Genomic DNA, 21,863 nt, shown 5'->3' on the forward strand with positions numbered 1-21,863 from the left:
ACAATAAAAATTTTTACCACTACACATAACAACTATGAAATATCATTTAGACTGGCTGATTAAAAAGTATGAAGCAAATGAACGGTTAAAGTATGTCTTCTTTTGGGGACATCAACCCAGTAAGGATGGGTCAATAAAAGATACTTGTTTTAGCCAATGGTGGTTATCTGCTTTTGAGGTAGACGCTATTGTATACCAGACAGCTGAACATTGGATGATGGCTCAGAAAGCTCGTTTGTTTACTGATGAAGAGACGTTGAAAAAGATCCTGGTAGCAAAGACTCCGGCAGAAGCAAAGAAACTGGGACGAGAGGTCCGCAATTTTGATCCCGTTATGTGGGATGAGAACAAGTATGAGTATGTAAAACAGGGAAATATCTATAAGTTTTCTCAACATCCGGATTTAAAAGAATACCTTCTGAATACAGGCGATCGTATATTGGTAGAAGCTAGTCCGGTAGACAGAATATGGGGAATCGGAATGGCTAAAGATAATCCGGATATTGAAAATCCTCATAAATGGAAAGGTGAGAACTTGCTAGGATTTGCACTGATGGAGGCAAGGGATGTGCTAGGTAAAAAATAAATGTCTATGTACAAGAAAATGCTCTGTCATCTGTACTATCAGAGTGACAGAGCATTTTTAGTTTTATTTCCAGAATTCATGGAATTTACGTAATACGAAACGTCCTTTCTTATATTTATAGCTTTTACCTCCAACTTCTACCCGTGTTCCTGATTTTATAGTAGCGAGATTGCTAAGATCGGTTTCTACTGTATGTAAAGAGCCTTTGGTTATTACAGCCAGTTGAATCAGGTCAGGCTGAATGCCTGTATTTTCTTCATACGTAGATCCACATACTATAATGTGTACAGGTTTCTTTATCTGAGAGAGCAGATGCATGTCTTTGATCGGGCTGCTATTGTCTGCAATGAGCACAAAGGATTGTATAGCAGGAAACGTGTTTTGTGCATAGAGAATAGCTTCCAGATCATTCTCGGCAAGCCTGATATTTCGCTGTGTATTGCGTGACGCATCAATAAAGGTAGATAGTACATTGGCTTTTTCCCAATTGTGGATGGTGAACATCTTTCCATAGGTCTGGTTAGGGATTGTTTCCTGTCCAAGGCTATCACAATCTGTAAAGAATACAGCCCCCTGGATGGATTTGTTTTTTCGGTTTTTGTCAAGCCAGGTAAAGAGTTCCGTTGCATATGGATACATACTGGATGTAAAGTCACCCACAAGAGCCACAGTGCGCCAGTTACTTTTATTTCTCTCCCATACTTTAGTGATTATAGAATCTGAAGTCAAAATTCTCTGTTCGATTCTTTTTCGTATATCCTCTTCAATTGGCTGATTGAAACTGATTTCCGGATATGCAATAGGATTTGGCAGGATTGTTTTTGTAATAAGAGATTCTACCGGATATCCCATTGTAGACTCTGTTTTGAAATCAGGATTTTCTGCTTTATCTGGAGCGTTTTGTTTAGGCTGCAAAGAAATAACTTTACGGGCGGTATCTGCTAGTTTAGGCGCCACAGAGGGTAATGCTTTGGATTGTTCTGTGTGAGACCGGGAAGTAGTTGCTACAGATGAAGTTTTAGTAAGAGAAGTATCTACATTGTTATTCTGCCAAATAAACCAACTGATTAGTATTACTACACATGTAACGCTTCCTATCCACAGCCAGTTTGGGTATTGAGGTATCTTATGAAGTTTACCCTGCATTTGTTCCCAATGTATTTCTTCATAAGATGGCTGGATTTGTCCCATGGCCTCTCTTACCAGATCATGTAAACGTTGTTCTTCCTGATTAGACATGATTTTTCTTCGCTTGTAGGGTTAGTAATTCCCGTAGTCGGATGTTGGCTTCACTTAGATGTGATCGGGATGTGCTTTCTGCAATTCCCAGTTTTTCGGCTATTTCACGATGTGAATATCCTTCCAGTACATACAGGCTGAATACCATTCGATAAGGGGTTGGCAATTGTTGAACCTGTTTCAAAATTTCCTCTGCCGAAAGTTGTGCATATACATATTCATCTCCATAGTCTTTGGTTGGGTATATTCTGGCTTTCTCCAGTGGCTTATTATTTCTCAGATGCTGATTACGTCTGTAATGATCAATAGCTGTATTTACCATAATTCTTCGAAGCCAGCCTTTCAGTGTATCAATATTTTGCTGTTTGCTTAAACTGTGAAATGCTTTGAGAAAACCATCATTCATAATCTCTACGGCATCATCCTGATTGTCTGTATAGGCAATACAAACAGATAAGGCATAGCCATGAAAGTGCTGGTAGAACTGTTTCATGGCATTTTCATTGCCTTTTACACATTGTGTAACGATATGTTGTAAGTCTGGCTGGATAGACGATTTAATAGAATAAGATGCTTAGGAATAAAAGCTGATCGATAGGTTGTTCTATATTCAGTGACTAGTAATATAACAATCAAACGATCAGCTATTTATATTTTATTTTAACATTCTTGTCCGGGATGACGTATTCTCACCACTTCCCTTGCTTAACTGTATATATCTGCACTTCATATCAATCGGGATGGTTTGTATGAGTTCCTGTGGTACAGATGGTAGTTGTGCTGTAACAACACCTTGAGAATTTCCGATGAGAGCCCATGACAAGGTTGGATTGCCAGGAGTAGGATTGGCAACAACTTTACTCCAACCTACCGTATATGAATCATGTTCTCCGGTTGTAGTCATCTGAAAGTTTTGAAACGATGCATTTTGAACCTCAAAGTCTGCATCTAATGTAGGTAGGACATCAGGAATAGAACTGCTTGTAAGAAATACCTGTAGTTGTTCTTTCTCATATAGCGTGCTTTGTGACAAATCCTTATCTAATGCAGTATACATCCAAAAATTGTCCACTGAGACATTGGGATAGGTTACATAAAAAGAGGTAATTGGCTGTTCCAGATTTGGGTGTCTCGTAATTCCATCTTCAAATACACCTTCCGATTTATTCTCTTTTATAATACCCATAGAGACTATTTGTAGTCCGAAACCGGATTCTTTTAGGGTAAGTGTTTTAGAAATACCTGTTTCAAAAGCAGATAGATCTACTATATAGTTTTTATTGGGTTGGACGTTTTGCAACAAATAGTATTTATTGGGTTGGGTATCTGTGTATTCCAGCCGCATTCGTATATTTTCAGAAGTCTGGTGAAGAGTGAGTGGATAAGATATCCCTGGTTGTAAACTTCCGTTACCACTACTGCTTGCGACCAATCGAAAAATATTTGGTGGCACATTGGTTACCTGAAAGGCTGCACTATAGGTAGGAGGAGCTGCAGGTATGCCATTATCCCAGGTCCATTCACTTCCGGTCTTCACCTGTTGGGTTGTTACCAAATTATAGGAGTTATAAGTGGCATTCCAGTATATATAGGTAATAGTCAATTCATTACCAGTATAATTCTCTGGCTTGTTAAATGTAAGTGTTGTATTTGCCTGAAGTTCTTTGTAGGAAAGTACATTTCCGTTTTGATCTCCTACTACCACATATTTTTTATTCTGTGGATCTGAAATAGCCTTTACCTGTAATGTAAAGATCGTTTCAGAGGTAGTATGGGCAGAGATATTTTCTTCTTTACAGCCACTAAGAATACCGACAAAAGTACTGAGAGCAAATATGACCAGTACATACCTGATGAAGAGATACATAGTTTTCATAATTGGAATAGCTAATGAAACATATATCTCCAGACGCAGTATGCAGAAGAAACGCTGGCAGGAAAATGAAAAATTTTAGAATATTATGAAAAATGTAGTTTTGTAGGCAGATAAAGAGTCATTATATAACCTGAATTAACCATACATGCTTTCGTTACCTCCTATTATACTGGCGTCTAATTCGCCCCGTCGGCAGCAACTAATGCGTGATGCCGGATTTACATTCAGTGTACAGTCTAAAAATGTGGCTGAAGATTTTCCTGCGGATATGCCTTTGCAGGATGTGCCTGTATTCCTTGCAGAAAAAAAAGCAGCTGCTTTTGCTAATGAGATTCAGAACGAGATTGTGGTATCTGCAGATACTGTGGTCATTATTGGAAATCAGATTCTGAATAAACCAGTGGATAAGGAAGAAGCCAAAGCCATGTTGAATATGCTTTCTGGAAAGATGCACGAAGTAATTACAGGGGTTTGTGTTTTATCATCTCAGAAGAAAATTGTGTTTTCAGATCGGACAGATGTCTATTTCAAGGCTCTGACAGATAATGAAATTGAATATTATATAGAGAAATACCAACCTTTTGACAAAGCAGGTGCATATGGGGCACAGGAATGGATGGGAATGGTTGGAGTAGAGAAGATTATAGGCTCCTATTTTAATGTGATGGGGCTACCTATTCATAAGGTATATAAGGTGTTGAAAACTTGGTAGAAACAAGAAGCCCTTCCTGTTTTGAAGAGGAAGGGCTTGATGAAAGATTTATCTCTTTATTAACGTAGTACTTTTACACTGATGTTAATAGTACCTTTTCCTGCATTGATGTCAGCAGCACTTCCTGTAATATCATTTACTTTAATTAGTCCTTTTTTGTTGTCTGCATTTAAAAATGCATAAGTCCCACCTTTTACAACCGCGATCTTTTGTGCGCTAGAGCTAGAAACTGTTAGTGCTTTCAATGCATCTGCATCAGCAGTTGCATAATCTGCTGTTGTTGTTGCGAAATAACTCAGGCTTCCTCCTTCTACAGAGCGAGGTGTTCCATCACATTGAGTTGTTGTTTTTGCAAACCCATCTGTAATACTTTGAGGATTAGACATTAAAGTTGGAATTGCAGGATTGTCTTTAGGTGTGATTCTATACAGGATATCTACATATTTTAAGTTACCATCTGTACTATCTCCTTCAGCTGTAACGCCTTTAAGAATGTCACACACTGCATAGATCTGTCCGGAAGCAGAAGCAAAGCGTGAGGCTTTTGCATCGTTCTGAGCTCCTAATTCAATATTATTCCATTCTGCAATAGCTACTGTTCCACTCACAATTACAGTAACATAGGTTGTTTTGTACTTATCTCCACTTTCATCTACTTCAAAATATAAGTAAGTAGTTCCGTTTGTAGTTGGAGCTGTATATTCAATTGTTTTTGTCTGAGAATCAACATTCTTTAGGTCGATTTTTTGGAATGCCTCTCTTTCCTTTGTACCAACTGTAGATGTTTCATACAGACGAAGTTTTTGTGGCCGGTTTCCACTTGCTCCTTTTGTAATCTTCAACGAAAGAATTACTTTTTGGCCTGGTCCAACACTATATGAGTTTTGATTAGGTACCAACTCAATAGTTGACGTTCCATTATTTTCAAATGGTTCTGTCTGATCTAACGGATCTCCATCTGTAGAATCACAAGATGATAATAAGACCATTACAGGCAAAACATACGCTAATAATCGTAATGGAAGTCGCATAGCTGTTGCAAATGAATAGTTTAAAAGTTTCATATCACTGTTTAAATTTGATGAAAAAAATACTTCTCATTCTCTTTTACGAGTGGTGCAAAAATAGAGTTACAATTATGAAAAATGAATAGTTGGCTACAGACTTGTAATGAATTAGTAGTTATTACAAATCTTAGTCTTTCATTAAATAGAATAATGCCACTTCACTACAGTGAGTTAACGAGGGATAAGTGTAAGTTTTTCTACAGTTTGTATATTGTTTATGAGGTTATGTATACGCATGCCACTAACTACCAAACAAAGGGACAGAGAGTAAAGAGTTAGATAGGCAAAATTTGATTATACATTTTGGTAAATAATTAAAAAATCAGTTTGAGTCTGTAAACAACTTGAAGCAATCACTAAGGGATAAAAAAGAGGATTAAGTAATGGCTCTCAGTAATTTACATTTTCATCATATATTTTAATCGGAGTGACTGGATAGGTTGTTCGGATTAATTTTAAGTTTTGTAACTTTGTTAAAGAAATCAACCCTATACAATCTATATGAAAAAAATAGCTTTACTGCTTTATTTATCAGTTACTATTATCTACTCTATATCTGCTCAGGAACAACTTACTCATATCATTTCAAGTTCAGAAGAGCAAGGTTCTGGTCCTGTAAATTTTGTAAATCTAAAGGGTGAAATCTTTTTTATTGCAAGCACTAGTGAGGAAGGGGCTGAATTGAGGAAAACAAATGGCACATCTAATGGGACTACTTTGGTAAAAGACATTTATCCGGGTGTGAAGAGTAGTACTATAGATGGTTTAACTATACTGAATAGTACACTCTATTTTTTTGCCAATGATGGAGTACGTGGACAACAACTTTGGAAGTCAGATGGGACTGCTGATGCCACTGTCCGGGTTACAAATTTTCTGAAAGGTAATCTAATGGGGTTGACTACAGTACAGAATCAACTTTATTTTTTAACAGAGAGTGCTGAATATACTTGGGAAGTTTGGAAAAGTGATGGAACTGCTCAGGGAACAATTCCTGTGAAAAAGGGTATTCCTGGATGGAATACACCTTATAGTTTTCTTGCTGTCGGAAATCTTTTCTTTTTTACACTACAACCTTATGGAGATAATAATACTAAGGTATGGAGAAGTGATGGTACTGATGCAGGGACTTTTCCGGTAATAGCGAATATTGATGGAAATGGTGCTGGAAATACTGCTGGCCATGGGGGAACCTCTATACTCACACAATATATTGTATATAAGGATGAACTTTACTTTGTTGTCAGAAGTAGTAGTTTGTTTGGTTATGACCAAAGTGTAGGTATTATAAAAACAAATGGAACTGTTGCTGGTACTGTTCCCGTAAAAGGTCTACATCCGGGAGGGATGCGACTCATAGAATATGCCGATGTTGCTTTACTAAATGATAAGCTTTATTTCTCCTTTTATGAGGAAGATTATAACCGTGTGTTTATATGGGAATGTGATGGTACCTCAAATGGAACACGATTGGTATATGATCAATCAAGTTCTGTTTATTTTGCTCCTTCTACTCTATCTTCTACAGATTCTGAATTACTTTTCACAACAGCTGGAGCTAATGGAACTACTGCATTGGTTAAATTAAATCCGATTACGGGTCAGGTAAGTAAGCTTCGGGAGACTGCAGAAGCTATTACAAAACCTTTTATTCCTACACCCCGTGATGCGACTTTTATCTGTAAAGGTGAAGGGAATACTTTCTTAATTAATGCTCAGATTAGTGATGGGACAAAAGCCCCATATATATCAAAAAAAATATGGTTGAGTAACGGGACTGCTGGTGGAACAATAGAGATAAATGATGTTGGGAGTGAATCTTATAGTAAGCCTCTGGCATTTAATGATTACTTTATTACTGCTGCTCAAGGTAATGAAGTAGGAATAGAACTCTACAAAGCTGATGTAAAAAAGCAAACCGTTGAATTGATAAAGAATATTAATTCTTCAAAGTATGGTAAAATATACTCTTATCTGGGGTTAGCTTCCTTGAATGACAGGGTCTTTTTTTCTGTTTCCGACTCAACGTTGGGAGTCGAATTATGGCAGTCAAATGGAAAGATAGATGAAACCGGAATAGTAAAAGATATTAATCCGGGTGTTGGAAGTAGTTATCCAAACTCATTTTCGGGTAATCCGTTAACATTATCTGGAAAGTTGCTGTTCTCAGCTAATGATCTGGATCATGGAACGGAGTTGTGGAGTAGTGATGGTACAGAAGAGGGAACCACCTTAGTAAAAGATATTGTTGTTGGTACAGGCTCTTCATCACCAGATAATTTTAGAGTAGCAGGCAACACTATGTTTTTTTCCTGTTGGGATCAAAATTATCATGAGTCTCTTTGGAAAACAGATGGCACTGCGAATGGAACACAAAAACTGAAAGAATTGGGACAAAATGAATACAATGTAGATCTCTATATAACACAATCAACAACAATAAATAGTATGCTTTTATTTGAAGTTGAGGCTGCTGGAGGTGATTTGTGGAAAAGCGATGGAACTGAATCAGGTACTGACAAGATTAAAGATTTTTATAATATTAATCAATTAATCACTGTTGGGAGTAATGCTTATTTTACTACTCTTTCAGGATACCTGGGACAATATCAACTCTGGAAAAGTGATGGAACAGAAGCCGGTACTATATTAGTAAAGGAAAATATGGGAGATGCCGACAAAACGCCACAACTATTAGGCGAAGCAAACGGAAAATTAGTATTTATAATGGAAACTGCTGACTATGGAAGAGAACTTTGGATAAGTGATGGTACTGATGCAGGGACTGTATTACTTAATGATATTTATACTGGAACGCAAAGTGCTTTTACACAAAATACGATCTCTTTCATTCGTAATGGCAATTACATTTATTTTGTGGCAGATGATGGAACAACTGGCTTGGAATTATGGCGTACGGATGGCACTATTGCAAATACCAAACTAGTAAAAGATATTTATCCAGGTTCACAGAGTTCTATTCCTGATAACTTTTCAGTTGTCAATGATAAAATCTATTTCTCTGCCTTTACACCTGAATATGGTGTAGAACTCTGGAAAAGCGATGGGTCGACTTCTGGTACTGTCCTGGTTGCAGATATTAAACCTGGAAGTGGTCATTCAAACCCTTCTACTATTAATGGAACCAGTAACGATGTGTTTTTTATTGCGGATACTGATGATTCCGGACGTCAATTATGGCATATGAACAAAACAGTTACTGGAACAGAAGATGGATTTAAAGATAACTTTGTTCTTCTCTACCCTAATCCTGGTCAAGGGGAGCTCACAGTAAGGCTTACCTCTTCTTATTTCTCAGGGCCTGTCGGTATTACAGTTTTTAATTCATCAGGATTGGTGATGCAACAAAGTGCCATTACTGGGGCAAAAGGACAAGAGTATACTTTGGATTTACAAAAGTGTCCTGCAGGAATGTATCTAATCAAAATAGCAGGTGCCAAAGGCTCTGTAACTAAAAAGGTAATAAAGCTTTAATCCTGATATAATTGGGTTTTACATAAAAAGGGATCTGTTCATGTAGATCCCTTTTTATTTGGGTAATGCATTATCTTTACAGGTTCTTTAGGATAAACGCTTCCATGTCACAATATCAAAATCATACACATGTTTCTCATCCTTCTTAAAAGATTGGGTATGAGCAATATTCCATTCCTGAGATGAGAATACTGGAAAAAGTGTATCTCCTTCCAGTGTCGTATGAACATGTGTCAGGTACATTGTATCTGCCAGTGGGAGAGCCTGAGTATAGATTTCACCTCCACCAATAACAAAAACTTCTTCTCTATCAATATTGGTAGCCTTTTGGATCGCCTCTTCCAGTGAAGAGACAATCATGCATCCTGTAGCTTGATAATCTGGATTACGGGTAATGATGATATTGGTACGATTGGGAAGTGGACGACCTAACGATTCAAAGGTTTTGCGACCCATAATGATAGGATGACCACTTGTGAGCCGTTTAAAATTCTTCAGATCTTCAGGCAAATGCCAGATAAGCTGGTTGTCCTTCCCTAGAACTCTGTTTTCTGTAAAAGCGGCTATAATGCTGATTTGCATATACTGAATGGGTGTAGTTGGTCTGCAAAGGTCAGGATATTTTAGGATGGTTTCCTAATTTTTAAATGAAAGGATCTTCTTCATAGAGAGCAATTATATATTGTTAGGCAGGAGAGGTGACTCTTACCTGTTTCCGATAGGATAGCGGACTCTGTCCTTTATTTTTCCTAAAAAATTTATTTAGGTGGCTTTCGTCTGTAAATCCCAGTGAATGAGCAATTTCATTGACACGCAGATCACTGTGTTTTAATCGGTTCTCTATTAACCGTAACCGGTAATTGGTAATATATTGTTGCAGGGTTTCCTCGGTATGCTTTTTAAAATACCGTCCCAGGTATGTTTCAGAGATACCAAAATGATCACTGATCGATTTTGCCCGGATTTTATCCGGCTCATAGATGTGCTGTTGAATATACTGCAATATATCTATGATTTTTTCGTCTGAATATTCATTCACCTTCTCTGGTAAATATTTGGCAATGTTTCTAGCCACCACTATGATAAGTGTATTCACCAGCTGGGTAATTAGTTCCTTGTTATTTATGTCCTGATTGACTTGCTCTCGTATAATGGCCTCTACCACCGGACGAACCAGCGTTTTATCACTCTGATTTTTTAGTACACAACCTGGCTCATGGCTGGCATTGTGGAGAATGTATTCCAGTTGTTCGACATAGTGAGGAGCCAGTCCGTTTTTCTGAAGATAAATGTCATTAAAGCGTAAAAAGAAAAACGTTGTCTGGGCTTCTATGTCAAACTTGTGGCAGTCATTGGGAGTAAGAAGAAACATATGGTTCTCATGATACTGGAACTTGTGCTCATTAATACACTGCTTGCCTGTACCTGATAAAATGTAGACAAGTTCAAAAAATGTGTGTTTGTGCTCTAATTTGGGACATTCGTCCATTGTCTGGTAGACTATTTCAAACGGCTGGTAAAGACTTTCTTTCTGCATCACACTATCAGATTATGTGTTCGGTTTCGCTATACCTCCCATAAAGGGCAACAAGTAGTACAAATATACCAAAAAAGAGAAAATAAATACCGTGTATTTAGTCAATATTGGTAGAAATTTGCACTACAATCACGAAACAAAACAAATACATGAAAGCAATCATTTTAACAGAGCCAGGCAGTGTCGATAATTTAATCTATACTGAAGTGGCTGTTCCCCAAATTACAGATCATGAAGTATTGATTCAGGTAAAAGCTATCAGCATCAATCCGGTAGATGTGAAAACCCGTGCGGGTAAAGGCGTATATGGTAGACTGAAGACTATCTCTCCACTGATTATCGGCTGGGATATTGCAGGCGTTGTAGTGAAAACAGGAAATCAGGTCACTAAATTCAAAGAAGGTGATGCGGTTTTTGGTATGGTGAATTTTCCCGGACATGGACATGCCTATGCCGAGTACGTAGCTGCTCCTGAATCTCATCTGGCTCTAAAGCCCCAAAATATTTCTTTTGAGCAGGCCGCGGCGTCTACATTGGCTGCTCTAACTGCCTGGCAGGCGTTTACCAAACAAACTACCATACAGCCAGGGCAAAAAGTACTGATTCATGCTGCTGCCGGAGGTGTAGGACATTTTGCTGTACAGGTTGCTCGTTACCTGGGTGCGCATGTAACCGGAACCGCATCTGCTGCCAACAAGGCTTTTGTCTTAAATCTTGGTGCAGACAAACACATTGATTATCGGTCTCAAAAGTTTGAAGAAGTGATTTCAGACCAGGATCTGGTACTGGATGCTATTGGGGGAGAGAATATAGACCGTTCACTACAGGTAGTGAAACATGGTGGTACATTGATCAGCATTCCTTCCGGATTGAATGAACAGGTGACAGAAAAGGCCAAAAGCAAAGGTATCAATGGATTCTTCTTTTTAGTACAGTCCAATGGAGAAGATATGCAGCAGATTGCCAAGTTACTGGAAGAGGGCATTATTCATCCTTACATATCCAGAGTATATGATTTCTCTCAAATGAAAGAAGCCCATCTGCAACAGGAAACCGGTGGAACCCGTGGCAAACTGGTGATACGAGTAAACTAATTAGTATGCCTGTTCGCCATAATTGGCTGGATAGGAAAGGTAATTACTTTAAAAAACAAGAAATAAGAGTGAGTATGAAAAAGTTAGTAGCGTTAGTCATTTTTTTACTGAACTGGGATGTCTACGCACAGAAAAAAGCTGAAAAGCAAGTGGCACATTCTCCAGTTTTAGAAACAGTAGCTGAACTACCCATCAGACCGGGCAATGTAGCTGTTTCAAATAAAGGGAGAGTTTTTGCTACGATCCATTCCCTGGGAAGCAGAAACATTCAGTTGATTGAAATTAAAGGAAAAAACAAGTATATCCCTTATCCGAATGACTCTTACCAGAAAAATGAGGGGCCTGCCAGCGATGATGCTATTGATTCCCCTCTGGGTTTGATATTTGATAAAAAAGATAGACTTTGGGTGATTGATATGGGACAGGAACTAGGTAAAACACGTTTGTGGTGTTTTGATATACAAACGAATAAAGTGGTTAGAAAGATAACATTGCTTGAAAGCATTGCTCCTAAAGGTAGCTTTATACAGGATTTAGCAATTGATGCAGATAACGACTGGGCTTATATGGCAGATATTAGCAATCCGGGTATTGTTGCTCTGAATCTGAAAACAGAGAAAGCACGTCGCTTTGGTAATGCCCCTCAATTGAATGCAGAGGATATGGATATGGTAATTAATGGGAAGCTTATCTATTTTGGCGGAAAGCCTGCCAGAGTTGCTGTAGATCCGATCTCGTTAAGTGCGGACGCAAATACGTTGTTTTTCGGGGCGATGAATGGTAAAACATGGTATAAGCTGGATGCTTCTTTATTTCGCAAAGAGGCTGATGATAAAATCGTGGCAGCCAGTATTGCAAAAGCAGGAGAGAAGCCCATAAGTGATGGCGCTACAACTGACCAAAATGGCAATCACTATTTTACCAATCTCACACAACACGCAATCAGTAAGCTCGATACCAAAGGGAAACTGACCAATATCATTACTGATAGCAGATTGAAATGGCCTGATAATGCCTATCTGGCATCAAATGGATACATTTATATTGCAGTGAACCAGTTAAATACTACTCCAGCCTTCACAGGAGGCAAAGATGAAGGCAATCCTCCTTATTATATCTATCGGTTCAGATATAACTTTAAATAAGCTTGAAAAGAAAAGTGTATATCATTGTTTAATCCATAACAATACTTTTTAAATAGGTTGTCTGGTTTGTGCTGGTATATTTTTAGTAACAACCAGACAACTTTTATAAAATGCATAGTAGATTGCGCGTAAAGAAAATTTGTTGGAGTTTTGCCATTTATTAGCTCCAGACTGCCATTCTATTTTATGATCGGATTACTTACAAGTACAGGGACAAGTTTATTGGGTATTAACAGGGTACAGGAGAATATTTTAGCGAAACCTATTCAATTTACTGAGTATGCAGTAATTTTTGTAAGTGAGGGAGAGGGTACCTTTTATTCTGACTTTGGATCATTCCCTTTTCAAGGCCCTGTTCTGTTGTTTGCTACACCTTTGCAAATGATCTATATACAAGAAAAAAGCAAGGTTCAGTACACATTACTTCAGTTTCATGGGGATTTCTATTGCATTGAATACCATCGTGAAGAGGTCGCATGTAATGGCCTGCTTTTCAATAATATCTACATATCCCCATTCATTAAGCTTACTGCTGCTGATTATAGTAGTTTCAATATGCTAATTGATCAAATAGAACAGGAGCTTTGTGTATCGGTTCCATCAGATATTGTTCTAAAGTCCTACCTGCAATTATTTCTGGCTAAATCAAGCCAAGTAAAAAGGCGTGAACTGGTAGAGGGTAGCGTTCATACTATCAGAGATGAACAAATGGAGCTTTTTAAACAGATGCTTGAGGAAAACTTTCTTACACTCAGAAAGCCTAATGATTATGCTACATTGCTTTCAATGCCACCTAATACATTTACCAAACGGTGTACAAAATATTTCAGAAAAACACCTTCTCAACTCATCATTGAACGACTCATTCTGGAAGCTAAGAAACAGTTGCATCTTACCCGCAAAAGCATCAAAGAAATAGCCTATACTCTTAATTTTGAGGATGAGTTTTATTTTAGCCGGGTCTTTAAGAAATATACAAACGAGTCTCCTCAAAGTTTCAGAGACAAAACGGGTATATCTATAGTGGCAGATTTGCACAGGTAATATCCTTTTTTGTCCATGTCACGGGGTGGTTGTGTGATGTAGTTTTGTATCAAACAAATTCAGATATGAAACACTCAATCATCACAGTCATTGCCAATGTAGAGGGGGTGGCTAAAAGCACAGTTCGTTTTGGGATAGTACTTGTATTTTTATGGATAGGCGTCCTGAAATTTTTTACATACGAAGCGGATGGGATTGTCCCTTTTGTGGCAAATAGCCCTTTCATGGCATTTTTTTACAACACGCCTTCTGAATATAAAACCCACATAAACAAGGAAGGTGAATTCGTTGCTGCCAATCACGTCTGGCATGAACGAAACAATACATACGGGTTTTCCAAAGGTCTGGGAGTATTTCTTATTGTGTTGGGTATTCTGGTAGCACTTCACAGAGTGGCTCCTTTATGGAGTGTGACAGGCAGCGTTTTGGTCTTTCTTATGACAATGGGTACACTATCATTTCTACTTACCACGCCGGAAACCTGGGTACCATCTCTTGGAGACAGTGATCATGGATTTCCCTTTCTCTCTGCCAGAGGCAGGCTTGTTATAAAGGACATTGTGATCTTAGGAGGTTCTTTGATTACTATGAGTCAATCTGCTCAGCTATACCTTACCAAAACTACTACTAAACATTAATCAATAAACCATACTCATATGAAAACCATTGATGTACCTGTAAGAGAACAGGTAAGTGCTCAGACACAGGAAATATTTGACAAATTAAATAAGAAGATGGGACGGGTGCCCAATCTATATGCAACCATAGGTTATTCAGATAATGCTCTCAAAGGTATACTTGACTTTGAAGATGCATTCAGTCATGGAGCATTTACTCCAAAAGAAAGAGAAGCGGTTAATCTGGTTGTATCGCAGGTTAATAACTGTAGCTACTGCCTGGCTGCCCATAGTATGCTGGCTGGCCTTAAAGGTTTTTCCTCCGAAGAAATTATGCAGATAAGAAAAGGTCTTTCTGTAAATACCAAACTACAAGTAGTGTTACAACTTGCCAAATCCATCGTTGAGAATAAAGGCGCTGTTGAGCCTGTTTTAAAAGAAGCTTTTTTTGATGCAGGGTACAACGAAGCAGCTTTGATAGAGCTAATCGGACTAGTCACAGTAAGAACATTCACAAACTATGTGTATACCCTGACAGACATTCCAGTTGATTTTCCGGCAGTTCCTACATTACAATAATTTTGATGGCCGGATAGAAATCGTAAAAAAACTGGTTCGAATGGGTGCTCGAACCAGTTTTTTTTTCACAAAAGCTATGATATAAGATCGCATACCTACATAAACTGAGAAGAGACTTTATTTTTGCCTTGGAATTAGCCAATAGTCTTTTTGTCGGCCATCAGTATATTGTACTCCGGATGGCAGGAATACAGCATTTTGTTCAAGCATTACCCGAAGTTCTTTGTTATTCCATTCGGGTAGTTTTACCTTGGCATTTAATTCAATAGCATATAGAGTATTGTACTTTAATGTATAATCACCTGAACCAGGCACTCCATTCTGCATATCCCACATACCAATGGCTGGTCCGGCTGCATGACCATGATAGCCTATCGGGTGAGAGTAAATCTGAGGGACAATCCCTTCTTTTTTTGCCTGAGCAATGGTTTCTGACAGAACCTGATTACCTGTTTTACCTTCTTTGTAGGTAGCAGTCAGAATATCCTGGAGGCGATTACCTGTGGCTAATGCTTTCTTCAGATACGCAGGTGCATCTTTTTCCCCTGGTTTCAGTACATAGGCAAGTTCCTGGACATCCGTATTGAGGCGCAGATAACTAATTCCAAAGTCAATATGAACCACATCACCAGGCTGGATAATATCAGCTGTAGGTCGCTGAGCAAAGGATCGATTGGCTTCCTTGTTATTTTCATCAGGTCGTTGTACATCTACAGTGGGATGAAACCATGTATCCAGTTTCAGCTCCTTGATACGTTCACGATACCACCACACCACATCTTCTGTAGTAGTAATGCCGGGATGAATTACTTTTTCGGATAGTCCTTCCGCAATGATTAAATGGCCCATTCTGCAGATCTGCTCATAAATTGCTAGTTCGGTGTTGGTGCGAATTTGCAGCCAGTCTACAGCCAGGCGTTCTGCAGACATCATAGTGGATTGATAGGCTGATGGAAGTTTCTGTAACAGGTCTGTGTACTCTGTATGGGTAATTCCATCTGTATGTCCAAATACAGAGGATTGGTTAATAGCAATCTTTTTGGGTTTCCTTTCTTCAATTAGCTGGGTAAGCCGTTTCCATTGGTCAGGTTCTTTTTCAGGGTCCCAGGCACTTTTAAAGGTAGTACCTACATTATATCTTGCTACTGCCAGACATTCTATACCTTCGTTACCACCTTTGTCAAACAGGAGAAGCATGGTATGACGGCGGGCCGATAACCAGGTAGAAGGCAACATGGTACGCAATACCGGATCTTCATTGTATTCCCTTCCGATGATCAGCCACATATCTATGCCTTCACGACGCATGAGTCCTGGTAGCAGATTTTCGATACGTTCCTGCAAAATACGGTCTTCCACTGCTGCTCGTTCTCTGAGAGAGAGAATGACTGGCATGGAAGATTGTGAAGATGAAGTGTGTAGAATGAATAAGTTAAAGAGGATCAGGTAAATTTTCTTCATATATGTTTTGCGGTTAAGATTGAAAAGTAAAAAAACGTGTCAGGCAAGGCTGGCACGTTTTAAGAAAATAGGATAGGGATAATTATTTTCTAACTATCTATTTCTATCGTATCCATGCTGTCACCCCTCATGGAAAGGAAGTATGCAGCATTTTCATCACCAAGATTTATTGCCTTCCGAAAATCTTGTTCAGCTTTGGTATAGTCGCCCAGTTTCAGGCGGGTTATACCTCTCCATCGGTAAGCATCTGCATTAGGAGTAGCATTGACATTAAAATACCATACCGCCTTATCAAACTGGACAAAGGCATCCTGCATTTCGCCTAAGTGCACCAGTGCAATACCTTTATCGAGATAAATTGAATCAAGACAATGGTCCAGCGAAGCTGCTTTGTTACAATCTGTAATAACATGTAGCCAATCACCCTGCATCAGATAACATCTGGCACGTGAGGCAAGGGCCAGGGCACAACGAGGTTCTTTTTGTAGAATAGAGTTGAAATAACCAAAGGCCTCCTTGTAAAGTCTTTTTTCAAGTAATTGAATGCCTTCCTGAAGGCGAATGCGATCCTTATCTGATTGAGTAGTACCTGCCCCGCGCCATAGAAGATAACGGATATAAAGGGCAGAGCTTCCTACAAATATTAAAAGACATATTGCTTCCATTTGCACATCAGCCTGTTACACTATTTTGTATTGTGAAACTACGAAAATAATACTTTAGATCTAAAGTATTGTTTCAGAATTACGAAAAAATCTGAATTCATTTTTCTGTTTTTTATCCTAAATTTGCCAGATGACATATTCTGTTCTGTGTTTATAGCAGATAGTACAGCGTCGTCTATACAAGCTACATATTCATTTAGGGATAAGGTGCAGATATGTTCCTCTGAGCCATACACCCGAGGCCGAAACAATCCAGAGTAGGTACAGACTGATAATCAGATTTTTTTACTTTCTTTGGTTAGTATTGCCAAAAGAATTGATGATAGATGCTCACCAGACAGTTAGATATTGAATAAATAGATGCAAAACAAAAGTACACTATGCAAAAACTAGGTTTAACACAGTCGTTACAGCAAAAACTGTCGCCTCAGCAGATTCAGTTTATTAAACTGCTGCAGATTCCGACAGCTGAGCTGGAAGCGCGTATTGAAGAAGAACTGGAGAATAATCCCATACTGGAAGAGGGAAGGGAAGAGGCATTTGATGATTATGGCTCAGAAGATGAAAGTTATGATGATCCGGAAGATAGCTTTGATGATGGGATGAACGATGACCTGAATGTGGATGACTATCTGCGAAATGAGGATGAGGCTAGCTATAAAACACAGGGCGATAATGGAGGTGATGACGAAGAACGTACTTTGCCCATTGCAACTATATCTACACTCACAGATTCATTACTCGCACAACTGGATTTTGAAAAGCTGACAGAGAAAGAAAAAATTATCGGTCGGCAGATTATTGGGAGTATTGATGAAGATGGATATATCCGGCGTGATCTGGAGGCGATTGTAAATGACCTTGCTTTTTCACAGAATATAGAAACCGAATATGAAGAGGTAGAAAAGATTTTACATATCATACAGACTTTTGATCCTCCCGGAATAGGGGCAAGGGAATTACAGGAGTGTCTGTTGTTGCAACTCGACCGAAAAGAGCATGATAACAAAATTGTTACATTGGCAATTCGTATTGTAGATGACTTCTTTGATGAGTTTACCAAAAAGCATTATGAGAAGATTCAGAAGAGATTAGATGTGTCAGATGAAGATATCAAGGATGCTATCCGTTTGATTACGCGTCTGAACCCAAAACCAGGTGGCTCAGCTTCTGGTGATGTACGTACACAGTACCTTATTCCAGACTTTCTGCTTACCAATAACAGTGGCAGACTAGAACTTACACTGAATTCCCGTAATGCTCCGGAACTACGGATCAGTCGTTCATATGCTGATATGTTGGATACATATGACAAGAGTGATAAGAAAGATAAGTCTATTCGCGAAACAGTGTCATTTGTCAAGCAGAAGCTGGATGCTGCCAAGTGGTTTATTGATGCTATAAAGCAACGGCAACAGACATTGTTACGTACTATGAATGCCATAGTACAGTTTCAGTATGATTTCTTTCTGGAAGGAGATGAGAGTGAACTACGCCCCATGATTCTGAAAGACATTGCTCAGGCTATTGATATGGATATTTCAACAGTATCCAGGGTGGCTAACAGCAAAGCTGTGCAAACAGAGTTTGGTATCTTTCCATTAAAGTATTTCTTTTCCGAAGGTATTGCCACAGAGACCGGTGAAGATGTGAGTAGTCGGGAAGTAAAAAGTATTCTGAAAGAATTTATTGATAATGAAGACAAACGCAATCCGCTATCAGATGACAAACTGGAAAAAATGCTCAACGACAAAGGATATAACATTGCCCGGCGAACTGTTGCCAAGTACCGTGAGCAACTAAATTTGCCTGTTGCGCGTTTGAGAAAAGAACTGTAACAAACCCCCTCTGGTCCCGGAGGTGAAAATAATAAATCCCGAAGGGGGTGGGGCTTTTATTTTATGCTTGACAATCAATCTGATAGTAACGACGATTCAGCGCATTCGCTTATTACGCGTGCTAAATATATACCTTCTGAACTCTTACCAGTCAGAGAAACTCCAACTGGACGGGCAGCGCTGGTTGTGTCGGTACTACTACACCCGTTGTTGTTGCCAACCTATTTGTTTCTTCTGTTGTTCTGGATGTCTCCTTCCATGATGGGAGTTTCCAATGACGATATCCGGTATCGGATTTTACTGTTGCTTATTGTATGTACGTTGCTTATACCACTGCTTAGCACATATATGTTGTATCGTTTGGGTAGTGTGAAGAGTCTGCATATGGAAGACCGGCAGGACAGAGTGTTTCCCTTTGTGTCAACAACATTGTTTTATATGTTGACAACCTATTTGTTTGTCAAGCAATTGTCTGCATTGTATCTTATTACACTGATTCTGGGAGGCACTACTTTTTGTTTACTGGTACTGACAGTGATTTCTTTCTTTTGGAAGATCAGTGTTCACAGTACATCTATAGCTGGAATCGTCGGCTTCCTGATAGGATTGTATTATCATTATGCGGCTGTTGAGTATTTTTATCCTTTGTTGCTGGTAATCATTCTGGCAGGTATATTAATGAGTGCAAGGCTATACCTGAATGCGCATACTCCTGCTCAGGTGATGGCAGGTGCTGTTATTGGTTTAAGTATTGGATTAGGGACTATTCTGATGATGGGGTAAACTTCGTTCAGAGTTAGTTGTATCTTGTGTACTCTACTTTTTAACATATACGCTATATTATGTTTGAGCATATTCTTTATCAGAATCAGGATGGTGTTTGTTCGATTACACTAAATCGTCCGGAAGTTTATAACGCCTTGAATGTGAAACTTACCTATGAGATAAAGGAAGCATTTGAACAGGCAGGTCAGGATGAGTCTGTCAGGGTGGTAGTACTTTCGGGAACTGGCGATGCATTTTGCTCTGGAGCTGATCTGAAAGAAGCTGCTACAAAAGGTATTGCTTCCTATTCTGATGAAGTACGCAAGCGGTATAATCCCATGATACTGGCTATGCGTAATTTACCAAAGCCTGTTATCGGACGAATCAATGGTGTTGCTGCCGGAGCGGGTTGTTCGTTGGCTCTTGCCTGTGATATCCTGGTGATGGCCGAAGAAACCTACCTGACAGAAGCTTTTGTTGGCATAGGATTGGTAATGGATTCCGGATCAGGCTATTTTTTGCCAAGGTTGGTCGGATCTTCCAAAGCGTTTGAATTAGCTACTACAGGTGCTAAGATCTCAGCAAAAGAAGCTTTACAACTAGGGATGGTGAATAAAATAGCCCCTGTTGCTATGCTGGATGAGGTTATAAAAGCGTATACAGGTTATTATACCACTGCGCCTACAGTAGCAATCGGACTGATGAAAAAAATGCTTAACCAGTCGTTTTCGTCTTCTCTGGAAGAAATGCTGGAATATGAGGCACAGTTGCAGGACATTGCAGGCGCTTCCAAAGACCATAGAGAAGGAATCGTAGCTTTTATGGAAAAGCGCAAACCTGTATTCAAAGGAAAGTAACTGGATAAAATGCATATCAATCTGCCTGTATATCAGTGTTTAGTTTATACAGATTGATACAAAGACAAAAGTATAGGGATAACTCCTGAAAATACCGTCTCCCAAAACTCAAAAATCAAAGAATATGTTATGGGATGTAATCACTAAGTATTGTATTTTTGTTCTCTATGCAAGATTCTATTACCATCTTTAGAAAATATCTGCCGGAAGCAGCAGTAGAGTATTGCTATCAGTTATGGCAGCAACATGGATTTGATTTTAAAATTACAAAGGCACGTAGTTCTAAGTTTGGTGACTATCGGTTTTCGGATAGCCGACACCGGATTACAGTGAATGGTGACTTAAATCCCTATGCCTTTCTGGTTACCTATCTTCACGAAGTAGCACACCTGATCACATTCAGTAAGTACAAACGTAAAGTAGAACCTCATGGAAAGGAGTGGAAAAAGTCATTTCGGGAGGTGGCTCAACCCGTTTTGTCTCTCAATGTGTTTCCTGCGGATGTACTTCAGGCTTTACAGCAGTATTTGATTAATCCCAAAGCTTCATCCTGTACAGATCCGATTCTGTTTCAGGCATTACATCAGTTTGATACACAAACAGACAAAGTGCTGCTGGCAAATCTGTCAGAAGGGGCGGTATTCTCCTTGAATGGCAGAGCATTTCGTAAAGGTGAAACCAGACGTACCCGTGTGTTATGTGAAGAAGTGAAGAGCCGAAAGAAGTACCTGGTTCATACACAGGCTTTGGTTGAGATTAAATAACCTTCACCGATGATATTCTGAAACTCCCTTTAGCACACACGCTAGAGGGAGTTTTGTTTTATGGTATTTTGTGTTTAGTCTGGAATAAAAGCGATGGCTTCTATCTCTACCAGAAAGTCGGGATTACCCAGACCTGCCATTGTTTCCCCTCATGCAAGTTGGTGATAACACCATAGCCGTCAGGCTAAGGAAAAAAGCATATCTTTGTTGTATGCAAGATATTGATTTTCAAAACATTGTGGCTTCTGATAAAGATTTCACTGAGTTGTCTTCTTATTTTAGCAATGCTCAGCTAGAACAACTGGCAAGAGAAGTCAAATTCATTCAACGAACCAGTTCCCGCTTAACAGCCTGGATGTTTTTTCACTTGAATACCTGTTTGATCAAGCAGGGTAGCTCAAGCAGTTTAACCGATATGGTTGCTTTGATCTGGAATCAGTTTGGCGTAAAACTAACCAAACAAGCCTTAGATGAACGCTATAATTTGTATGCAGTCAAATTAATGCAAAAGTGCTATCAGTT

At 39.0% G+C, this 21,863-nt stretch carries 21 protein-coding genes; 13 read left to right on the top strand and 8 right to left on the bottom strand.

The genetic code is table 11. From position 1 onward, the window contains the following. Window positions 1–34: 34 nt before the first annotated feature. Window positions 35–586 (top strand): NADAR family protein, encoded by a 552-nt coding sequence (locus QNI15_RS19985; protein WP_313990749.1) that lies wholly within the window; start codon window positions 35–37, stop codon window positions 584–586. Between the two features lie 63 nt (window positions 587–649). On the opposite strand, the gene QNI15_RS19990 is transcribed toward QNI15_RS19985, so the two are convergent. The 3 genes from QNI15_RS19990 to QNI15_RS20000 form a co-directional block, all read right to left on the bottom strand. Next, on the bottom strand, window positions 650–1,825 hold the full coding sequence (locus tag QNI15_RS19990) for a hypothetical protein (protein ID WP_313990746.1): 1,176 nt from the start codon (window positions 1,823–1,825) through the stop codon (window positions 650–652). Next, a complete protein-coding gene (locus tag QNI15_RS19995; protein ID WP_314033179.1) occupies window positions 1,818–2,387 on the bottom strand; it encodes an RNA polymerase sigma factor in 570 nt (189 codons plus the stop codon). Before QNI15_RS19995 ends, QNI15_RS19990 begins: the two co-directional genes overlap by 8 nt. Window positions 2,388–2,480: 93 nt before the next feature. Beyond that, the gene (locus QNI15_RS20000; RefSeq protein ID WP_314033172.1) at window positions 2,481–3,692 is read right to left on the bottom strand and encodes a hypothetical protein; all 1,212 of its coding nucleotides are present in this window, start codon (window positions 3,690–3,692) and stop codon (window positions 2,481–2,483) included. A gap of 154 nt (window positions 3,693–3,846) precedes the next feature. Here QNI15_RS20000 and QNI15_RS20005 point away from each other — a divergent pair, with 154 nt between their 5' ends. Further along, complete coding sequence (locus tag QNI15_RS20005) at window positions 3,847–4,413, top strand: Maf family protein (RefSeq protein WP_314033173.1); 567 nt, start codon at window positions 3,847–3,849, stop codon at window positions 4,411–4,413. Window positions 4,414–4,472: 59 nt separating this feature from the next. Here QNI15_RS20005 and QNI15_RS20010 read toward each other — a convergent pair whose 3' ends face one another. Further along, complete coding sequence (locus QNI15_RS20010; protein WP_314033174.1) at window positions 4,473–5,444, bottom strand: hypothetical protein; 972 nt, start codon at window positions 5,442–5,444, stop codon at window positions 4,473–4,475. Window positions 5,445–5,981: 537 nt separating this feature from the next. On the opposite strand from QNI15_RS20010, the gene QNI15_RS20015 reads away from it, so the two are divergent. Further along, window positions 5,982–8,975: an ELWxxDGT repeat protein gene (locus QNI15_RS20015; protein ID WP_314033175.1), complete on the top strand. Its 2,994-nt coding sequence runs from the start codon at window positions 5,982–5,984 to the stop codon at window positions 8,973–8,975. Between the two features lie 87 nt (window positions 8,976–9,062). Here QNI15_RS20015 and QNI15_RS20020 read toward each other — a convergent pair whose 3' ends face one another. Continuing rightward, window positions 9,063–9,557: a dihydrofolate reductase gene (locus tag QNI15_RS20020; RefSeq protein ID WP_314005950.1), complete on the bottom strand. Its 495-nt coding sequence runs from the start codon at window positions 9,555–9,557 to the stop codon at window positions 9,063–9,065. A 103-nt stretch (window positions 9,558–9,660) separates the two neighbouring features. Continuing rightward, window positions 9,661–10,512, bottom strand: a complete 852-nt coding sequence (locus tag QNI15_RS20025; protein ID WP_314005948.1) for an AraC family transcriptional regulator — start codon at window positions 10,510–10,512, stop codon at window positions 9,661–9,663. A 149-nt stretch (window positions 10,513–10,661) separates the two neighbouring features. On the opposite strand from QNI15_RS20025, the gene QNI15_RS20030 reads away from it, so the two are divergent. The 5 genes from QNI15_RS20030 (at window position 10,662) to QNI15_RS20050 (ending at window position 14,991) form a co-directional block, all read left to right on the top strand. Continuing rightward, window positions 10,662–11,606: an NADP-dependent oxidoreductase gene (locus tag QNI15_RS20030; RefSeq protein ID WP_314005945.1), complete on the top strand. Its 945-nt coding sequence runs from the start codon at window positions 10,662–10,664 to the stop codon at window positions 11,604–11,606. A gap of 74 nt (window positions 11,607–11,680) precedes the next feature. Further along, window positions 11,681–12,751 carry an L-dopachrome tautomerase-related protein gene (locus QNI15_RS20035; RefSeq protein ID WP_314005942.1) on the top strand — a complete coding sequence of 357 codons (1,071 nt, stop codon included), beginning with the start codon at window positions 11,681–11,683 and terminating at the stop codon, window positions 12,749–12,751. 186 nt (window positions 12,752–12,937) lie between these two features. Further along, window positions 12,938–13,795, top strand: a complete 858-nt coding sequence (locus tag QNI15_RS20040; RefSeq protein ID WP_314005940.1) for a helix-turn-helix domain-containing protein — start codon at window positions 12,938–12,940, stop codon at window positions 13,793–13,795. A gap of 65 nt (window positions 13,796–13,860) precedes the next feature. Next, complete coding sequence (locus QNI15_RS20045) at window positions 13,861–14,433, top strand: DUF417 family protein (protein ID WP_314005937.1); 573 nt, start codon at window positions 13,861–13,863, stop codon at window positions 14,431–14,433. An 18-nt stretch (window positions 14,434–14,451) separates the two neighbouring features. Then, window positions 14,452–14,991, top strand: coding sequence for a carboxymuconolactone decarboxylase family protein (locus tag QNI15_RS20050; protein WP_314033176.1), 540 nt, complete (start codon window positions 14,452–14,454; stop codon window positions 14,989–14,991). Window positions 14,992–15,108: 117 nt separating this feature from the next. Here QNI15_RS20050 and QNI15_RS20055 read toward each other — a convergent pair whose 3' ends face one another. Further along, window positions 15,109–16,452: a M24 family metallopeptidase gene (locus QNI15_RS20055; RefSeq protein WP_314000266.1), complete on the bottom strand. Its 1,344-nt coding sequence runs from the start codon at window positions 16,450–16,452 to the stop codon at window positions 15,109–15,111. Window positions 16,453–16,541: 89 nt separating this feature from the next. After that, complete coding sequence (locus QNI15_RS20060) at window positions 16,542–17,117, bottom strand: tetratricopeptide repeat protein (protein ID WP_314000268.1); 576 nt, start codon at window positions 17,115–17,117, stop codon at window positions 16,542–16,544. A gap of 380 nt (window positions 17,118–17,497) precedes the next feature. Here QNI15_RS20060 and rpoN point away from each other — a divergent pair, with 380 nt between their 5' ends. From rpoN to QNI15_RS20085, 5 genes are all read left to right on the top strand, one after another. Further along, window positions 17,498–18,955, top strand: coding sequence for an RNA polymerase factor sigma-54 (gene rpoN, locus QNI15_RS20065; RefSeq protein WP_313978803.1), 1,458 nt, complete (start codon window positions 17,498–17,500; stop codon window positions 18,953–18,955). Between the two features lie 63 nt (window positions 18,956–19,018). After that, window positions 19,019–19,738 carry a phosphatase PAP2 family protein gene (locus tag QNI15_RS20070; protein ID WP_314000270.1) on the top strand — a complete coding sequence of 240 codons (720 nt, stop codon included), beginning with the start codon at window positions 19,019–19,021 and terminating at the stop codon, window positions 19,736–19,738. A gap of 59 nt (window positions 19,739–19,797) precedes the next feature. Beyond that, window positions 19,798–20,577: an enoyl-CoA hydratase/isomerase family protein gene (locus QNI15_RS20075; RefSeq protein WP_314033177.1), complete on the top strand. Its 780-nt coding sequence runs from the start codon at window positions 19,798–19,800 to the stop codon at window positions 20,575–20,577. 167 nt (window positions 20,578–20,744) lie between these two features. Next, on the top strand, window positions 20,745–21,341 hold the full coding sequence (locus tag QNI15_RS20080) for a SprT-like domain-containing protein (RefSeq protein ID WP_314000274.1): 597 nt from the start codon (window positions 20,745–20,747) through the stop codon (window positions 21,339–21,341). Window positions 21,342–21,552: 211 nt separating this feature from the next. Then, window positions 21,553–21,863 (top strand): hypothetical protein (locus tag QNI15_RS20085; protein ID WP_314033178.1); only part of this gene is annotated, 311 nt, incomplete at its 3' end.

The organism is Xanthocytophaga flava, assembly GCF_030068545.1.
GTDB lineage: Bacteria > Bacteroidota > Bacteroidia > Cytophagales > 172606-1 > Xanthocytophaga > Xanthocytophaga flava.

Coding starts and splice junctions, on each gene's coding strand:
- QNI15_RS19985 (WP_313990749.1), top strand. CDS start 35: ATGAAATATCATTTAGACTGGCTGATTAAAAAGTATGAAGCAAATGAA.
- QNI15_RS19990 (WP_313990746.1), bottom strand. CDS start 1,825: ATGTCTAATCAGGAAGAACAACGTTTACATGATCTGGTAAGAGAGGCC.
- QNI15_RS20000 (WP_314033172.1), bottom strand. CDS start 3,692: ATGTATCTCTTCATCAGGTATGTACTGGTCATATTTGCTCTCAGTACT.
- QNI15_RS20005 (WP_314033173.1), top strand. CDS start 3,847: ATGCTTTCGTTACCTCCTATTATACTGGCGTCTAATTCGCCCCGTCGG.
- QNI15_RS20010 (WP_314033174.1), bottom strand. CDS start 5,444: ATGCGACTTCCATTACGATTATTAGCGTATGTTTTGCCTGTAATGGTC.
- QNI15_RS20015 (WP_314033175.1), top strand. CDS start 5,982: ATGAAAAAAATAGCTTTACTGCTTTATTTATCAGTTACTATTATCTAC.
- QNI15_RS20020 (WP_314005950.1), bottom strand. CDS start 9,557: ATGCAAATCAGCATTATAGCCGCTTTTACAGAAAACAGAGTTCTAGGG.
- QNI15_RS20025 (WP_314005948.1), bottom strand. CDS start 10,512: ATGCAGAAAGAAAGTCTTTACCAGCCGTTTGAAATAGTCTACCAGACA.
- QNI15_RS20030 (WP_314005945.1), top strand. CDS start 10,662: ATGAAAGCAATCATTTTAACAGAGCCAGGCAGTGTCGATAATTTAATC.
- QNI15_RS20035 (WP_314005942.1), top strand. CDS start 11,681: ATGAAAAAGTTAGTAGCGTTAGTCATTTTTTTACTGAACTGGGATGTC.
- QNI15_RS20040 (WP_314005940.1), top strand. CDS start 12,938: ATGATCGGATTACTTACAAGTACAGGGACAAGTTTATTGGGTATTAAC.
- QNI15_RS20045 (WP_314005937.1), top strand. CDS start 13,861: ATGAAACACTCAATCATCACAGTCATTGCCAATGTAGAGGGGGTGGCT.
- QNI15_RS20050 (WP_314033176.1), top strand. CDS start 14,452: ATGAAAACCATTGATGTACCTGTAAGAGAACAGGTAAGTGCTCAGACA.
- QNI15_RS20055 (WP_314000266.1), bottom strand. CDS start 16,452: ATGAAGAAAATTTACCTGATCCTCTTTAACTTATTCATTCTACACACT.
- QNI15_RS20060 (WP_314000268.1), bottom strand. CDS start 17,117: ATGGAAGCAATATGTCTTTTAATATTTGTAGGAAGCTCTGCCCTTTAT.
- rpoN (WP_313978803.1), top strand. CDS start 17,498: ATGCAAAAACTAGGTTTAACACAGTCGTTACAGCAAAAACTGTCGCCT.
- QNI15_RS20070 (WP_314000270.1), top strand. CDS start 19,019: ATGCTTGACAATCAATCTGATAGTAACGACGATTCAGCGCATTCGCTT.
- QNI15_RS20075 (WP_314033177.1), top strand. CDS start 19,798: ATGTTTGAGCATATTCTTTATCAGAATCAGGATGGTGTTTGTTCGATT.
- QNI15_RS20080 (WP_314000274.1), top strand. CDS start 20,745: ATGCAAGATTCTATTACCATCTTTAGAAAATATCTGCCGGAAGCAGCA.